The 4,948-nt window shown below is 58.6% G+C and carries 6 protein-coding genes; 4 read left to right on the forward strand and 2 right to left on the reverse strand.

What is annotated here, in order from left to right:
* A partial coding sequence (locus tag UP06_RS26665; RefSeq protein ID WP_044999651.1) for a site-specific integrase occupies positions 1-327 on the reverse strand: 327 nt, incomplete at its 3' end.
* Positions 328-518: 191 nt separating this feature from the next.
* On the opposite strand from UP06_RS26665, the gene UP06_RS26670 reads away from it, so the two are divergent.
* The 4 genes from UP06_RS26670 to UP06_RS26685 all read left to right on the forward strand — a co-directional run bounded on the left by UP06_RS26670 (position 519) and on the right by UP06_RS26685 (position 4,202).
* On the forward strand, positions 519-1,553 hold the full coding sequence (locus tag UP06_RS26670) for a DUF1254 domain-containing protein (RefSeq protein WP_045006658.1): 1,035 nt from the start codon (positions 519-521) through the stop codon (positions 1,551-1,553).
* A gap of 922 nt (positions 1,554-2,475) precedes the next feature.
* A complete protein-coding gene (locus tag UP06_RS41650; protein WP_045006659.1) occupies positions 2,476-2,820 on the forward strand; it encodes a hypothetical protein in 345 nt (114 codons plus the stop codon).
* A 236-nt stretch (positions 2,821-3,056) separates the two neighbouring features.
* Positions 3,057-3,305 carry a hypothetical protein gene (locus UP06_RS26680; RefSeq protein ID WP_045006660.1) on the forward strand — a complete coding sequence of 83 codons (249 nt, stop codon included), beginning with the start codon at positions 3,057-3,059 and terminating at the stop codon, positions 3,303-3,305.
* Between the two features lie 594 nt (positions 3,306-3,899).
* Positions 3,900-4,202 carry a hypothetical protein gene (locus UP06_RS26685; protein ID WP_045006661.1) on the forward strand — a complete coding sequence of 101 codons (303 nt, stop codon included), beginning with the start codon at positions 3,900-3,902 and terminating at the stop codon, positions 4,200-4,202.
* A gap of 279 nt (positions 4,203-4,481) precedes the next feature.
* Here UP06_RS26685 and UP06_RS26690 read toward each other — a convergent pair.
* Positions 4,482-4,948 (reverse strand): dienelactone hydrolase family protein (locus UP06_RS26690; protein ID WP_045006662.1); only part of this gene is annotated, 467 nt, incomplete at its 5' end.

The following is a 4,948-nucleotide window of genomic DNA, read 5'->3' on the forward strand; positions in this document are numbered from 1 at the left end:
GTAATCGTCAATTGCCTGCCGGGTCGATTCCGTCAGCTCAAATTTTACCGGCCGGCCGGTCTTCCTTTGTCGGACGGTCGCGCGGTCGGCCGAATATCCGCCCGGCGCAACATCATCAACTTTCAAGGCTACGACGTCGCAGCCGCGCAGTTTGCTATCGATGGCGACGTTGAACATTGCCAAATCGCGCGTTCGGCCCTCGACCTGGAGCTTCGTTCGGATTGACCAAACGTGCTTGGGACGGTGCGGCGGCTTTGCGCCGATGATCTTGCCCTTGTTCCAAGGATCGTGTTTCGAAACGGCAGGGATGGTTGGGACATCGGCCATGGCGGACCTCCTCAGGTAGTGAGGCGGTCATTTTTAGCCCGCAGGCCTTCCAAACCCGCGTCCGCTTTGAGACGATTGAAGACGTACTTAGGTCCAATTTGAGCGAAGCGAGGGCAGCCTTTGACCCCAAGCAGACATTGACCGGCTGCACAACGGCTATAAGCTTCATCCCAGATAGTGGGAGCCGAACTATGAAAGCACAGGTCGCCGTTCTTAGCGCCGTTGCGCTGACCGTCACGGTAACAACTGCGCTGGCGCAGAAACCTGAAACGGACGCCGTGCCAGTCACCGTGACAAACTTCGCCCGGGCAGAGACCGACATGTATTTCAGTAGTCTCGTTAAGCAGGGCTCGCTTGGAAAATTCGGCCATCGCCGCGAGCCGGCGAACATCGACAAGCAAGATGTTATCCGCATGAACCGGGACACGCTGTATTCGCAGGCAATATTCGATCTAGATGCCGGGCCTGTCACCATCACGATGCCGGACGCCGGAAAGCGCTTCATGTCAGTGATGATTGTCAATGAAGACCACTATGTGCCGGAGGTCTTCTACGGTGCTGGCACGCATACCCTCACTAAAGGCAACGTCGGCACGCGCTACGTCGGAGCGGTGGTGCGCACGCTTGTCGATCCAGAAGATCCGAAGGACGTCGCGCAGGTTCACGCGCTCCAGGACAAGCTCACGGCCAGCCAGAAGAGCATGGGAAAATTTGAAGTCCCGAACTGGGATCAGGTCAGCCAAAAGAAGGTGCGCGATGCGCTGCTCGTCCTCAACACCACAATCACCGATTTCAAGAATGGCTTCGGTGCTAAAGGCAAAGTCGATCCAATCATGCACCTGATCGGCACTGCATCGGGTTGGGGTGGCAATCCCGACAAGGATGCGACCTATGCCTTGAACACGCCCGCGAAGAACGACGGTACGACGATCTACAAGCTCAAGGTCAAAGACGTTCCGGTCGATGGATTCTGGTCGATCAGCGTCTACAACGCAAACGGCTACTTCGAGAAAAATTCCTACAACGCATATTCGGTCAACAACATCACTGCGAAAAAGGACGCCGATGGCTCGGTCAACGTTCAATTTGGCGGCTGCGATGGTAAAATTCCCAACTGCATTCCAATCGTGAAGGGGTGGAATGCCGCGATAAGGATGTACCGCCCGCGTCCCGAAATCCTGAGCGGAAAATGGAAATTCCCGGAGCCGCAGCCGGTCGCGAACTGAATTTCCGACGCCGTCGATTGTCCGGTTCTGGCCCAAAGCAGACATCTTCGAGCTGGCGAGCCGCGGTCGACTGGTGGCCCAAAGCGGACATTCCGCATGGCGCTCCAGGTCCGTTGATTGAAACATGCTGTGCCACGTCGCGGGCGCAGCCAGCGGGCGGTATGGACTAGCGACGTCCTGATCGCTTGAGCTCGGCGACCTGCGACTTCTCCCCGGGCAACTTGCCCCCGGCGAGCAGGCTGCTGCAATACCACCAGACTGAGGGCCCACCTCTGGGCGCACCCAAAAACAGTTCGGTCTCCCTGCACTCCTCATAGGTTTTGTAGTTGCGTGTGTTTCTGCACGTTGGTGAAAAACTCGGAGTAGCCCCCGAAGCCGAGGAGCACCCATTCCAGGGTTGGTTGCCGTACTTGAAACTTGTTTAGCAACCATCGGTGCAATTGCTGGAGGTTCTCTCGAGTTCGGCAAGTCTCGCCATGATTGAACCTGGCGCTGATGGCGTTGGAGCGGTTGGCGATATCCGGCCGGCACCGGCGCGGCGAGCCTGGCGAGCTGCGGATCGGCCTGCCCCCTGCACGGTCCTTTGTGGCCTTGCCACCTGCTTCGGTGCGTCCACAGTGATGCTGGGAAGCGAGGTGGCGGAGCCCGTTTGCGACATTGCCACACCGCTCGGGCCGCACGACAATGCAATGGACAGGATAGCGACAGCTGAGGGCGCGACAAAGCTTGACGACAGTCTCATGACATGTCCTCCCAACCGGGACGCAAAAGCCGTCTCGATAAATGCATGGTAACATACGTTCCGAATTGGACAACTGAGGGTAGAGTAAATACCATCGCATCTACGATCCCCGAGTCGCGCAGCCCAGCGCGTGGAAAGGTTTGAGAAAGCGGCGCCTGCGCAAATGACGACGAGGTCGCCGTGATCATCTTTCCGTTCGGCTTCTACATTCTGGACGGCAAGACACCGGTCCATGTCGGCAACGATCTGGACGCGCAGAATGCCGTGCGCGCCTGGGCGAAAGCCAACCCCGAACAGGTCCGGCTCGGCTTCGACGAGGTCGGAGCCATGCGGGTGTTGACGATATTCCTGGGCTGGGACCGCAGCAGCTCCCCCAGCCGCATGGATCAGGCGCCGCTCTTGTTCGAGACGACCGTTGTTGATGACCAGGACGAGCTCCACACGCGCCGCCGCTACAGCGACTACGACGCCGCGCTCGCAGGTCACGCTGAGCTCGTCGATCTCGCGAGACGCGGCCTGCAATGACCGGGGTCACGCATGGCGACGACGAAACAGTCCTGAAACAGTCCTGAAACAGTCCTGAAACCAGATTGTCCTGAACGCCATCGCCGTTCGCTCCGACCAACGGAGCGAAAAGGAGACAGACATGATTCAGGTCGGTTCGAAGGAAGAAGTCGCGTTGCTTTTGGCGTTGTTCGGGACGCACACCCAGCCCGTCAGGACACCGAAGCCGAAAACACCGCGCAACTGAGAGCGAACCCATGCCGGGTCTGGCCGATTGCCTGAGCTTCCTGCGCCTGCTGATTGCCAGGGGAGATCCAAAAGCGATCTCCTCGGCCACAGGCGCCATCGACGACTATCTGGAGATGGCGCCGGTCAGCATCCGCAGAAGCGGCCTGCGGGTGCTCCAGCAGGACGCATGGGACCTGCATGATGCCGGGGTCGGCGTGCAGCGCTCGTTCGCGGAGACGGTGGATGCTTACATCGAGCGGAAGCTGGCGGAGGAGTGAGGCTGAGGCGATGACCTTCGCGCGCGGCGCGCTCGCTCTCGGAAAGTCCGAAACATAGGTTGATCCGTCGGGCAAAACACTGGCATAGTGGCATCATCGGGAGACGTTCGTAACACCCGCGCGGGCCGCAATCCGCTTGCGGGTTTTTTCGGCTCAACGTCCGGGGTCGGGCGGCGGTCGCGCATTCGCCCTAGCTGTGCTGCGCATCGCCAACGAACAGCAGCACCAAAGCCGGCGAGCTTGTCGGCTTCCTTGCGGGCGATCTTGGCCTGCTCGGCCGACATCTTGATCTGAGCGCCGTAGAGATGTTGGCGCGACTTCGTGGACATGCGGCTATCAGAGCCACAGGTGTGCGCCGCTGGCAGATTATCGATCCCTAGGGGCCGACGAAGGCCCGCGGCTACTGCCTGTCGTGGGTGTGGAAAAGATCAGCCGCTCCGGGGCATGTATGCACAAATGTGCGAATGCCGGCTTTGGATGACTAAGTAGAACTTCTTTTCGATTTCGAGCGCGGCCGCTTTTGACCCATTGCAGACTTTAGGAAGACTTGGCATCGTGGTGCGTTGATTGGTGATCGGCGTGCGAAATGCGTAGATGGAAGACGACAAGACTTTCGGCGTTTTTATTTATTCTTGGCTGTCTTGTGTTGGACCGTGCAGAGGCCTGCGCAGTGGGGGGTCGCAGCGCGGTGTGCTCTTTGACCATATTCCCGAAGGTGTCGTAGCGCCAGTGATCGTCGAGGTGACGATCATCAGTAGAGAACCCGATACTAGCGCCCCGGACAATACCCCGTTGGCTGTGATGAATGCTCGGGTCGAAAGGGTCGTCAAGGGGAGACTCGACAGCGACGCGCTAAAATCGTTACCTATCTTGGTACTTGTACCAGAGCTGGCGTAGGGAATGGCTTTGTGGCCGGTACGTTCGAGTATGATGCTCGGTTAGGGCCCAAGTTGATTGCGATCCAGCGATCTTATGAGAGTCTCACTCAAAGACCATGAACTCGGCCAGTTTTATCGGAGAGCGCGGTGTCGCATGCCCAACGTCCACACACGCTGGCGCTACATGTCGGTTCAGAGGGCTAGAGCGGAAGTTCGCGGCCGAGCGCTAGACCGACGCCTTTGACCCAAAGCGGAAGCTGCTCCAAGCCGCGTATGGGGGCATTCACTTCGCTGTCACTCAACGGGAAAATTGAGCAGAGAGGAAACTCTGCGTCTCCTCGACTGCCTTCCTGGCCGCTTCCGCATCGTACTTGAGCCAGTGCCCGTACATTTCCCTGCCGTCGGCGAAAGCCGGAACGCTAAAGGCGTGATAGGCACCGGGATAGACGACCAGCTTAACAGGTGCGCCCATGTCGGCTCGCCTCTTCATCCAAAGTTCGCAGTCCTTCGCAGGCAACCAGTCGTCGAGTTCGCCGATCAGGATTAATGTGGGAACGATGAGTTCCCCGGAAGCAACGCCGCACCCCGGAAAATAGGCCACCGCGGCCTTGAACTTCAGATCCCGAGGAGCGTCGAATGTTTCCACGTGGTGGGTCGACGCTAATTCCAGCGCAACCGTTGCACCCATCGATCCTCCAAGGACAGCGATACGTTGAGGATCGACAAAAGGAAGTTTGGAAAGATAGGATAGAGCGCCTAAGGCAT

It is taken from the genome of Bradyrhizobium sp. LTSP857, from assembly GCF_000938285.1.
Taxonomy (GTDB): Bacteria; Pseudomonadota; Alphaproteobacteria; order Rhizobiales; family Xanthobacteraceae; genus Bradyrhizobium.

Coding starts and splice junctions, on each gene's coding strand:
- UP06_RS26680 (WP_045006660.1), top strand. CDS start 3,057: ATGCCGGGTCTGGCCGATTGCCTGAGCTTCCTGCGCCTGCTGATTGCC.
- UP06_RS26670 (WP_045006658.1), top strand. CDS start 519: ATGAAAGCACAGGTCGCCGTTCTTAGCGCCGTTGCGCTGACCGTCACG.
- UP06_RS26685 (WP_045006661.1), top strand. CDS start 3,900: ATGGAAGACGACAAGACTTTCGGCGTTTTTATTTATTCTTGGCTGTCT.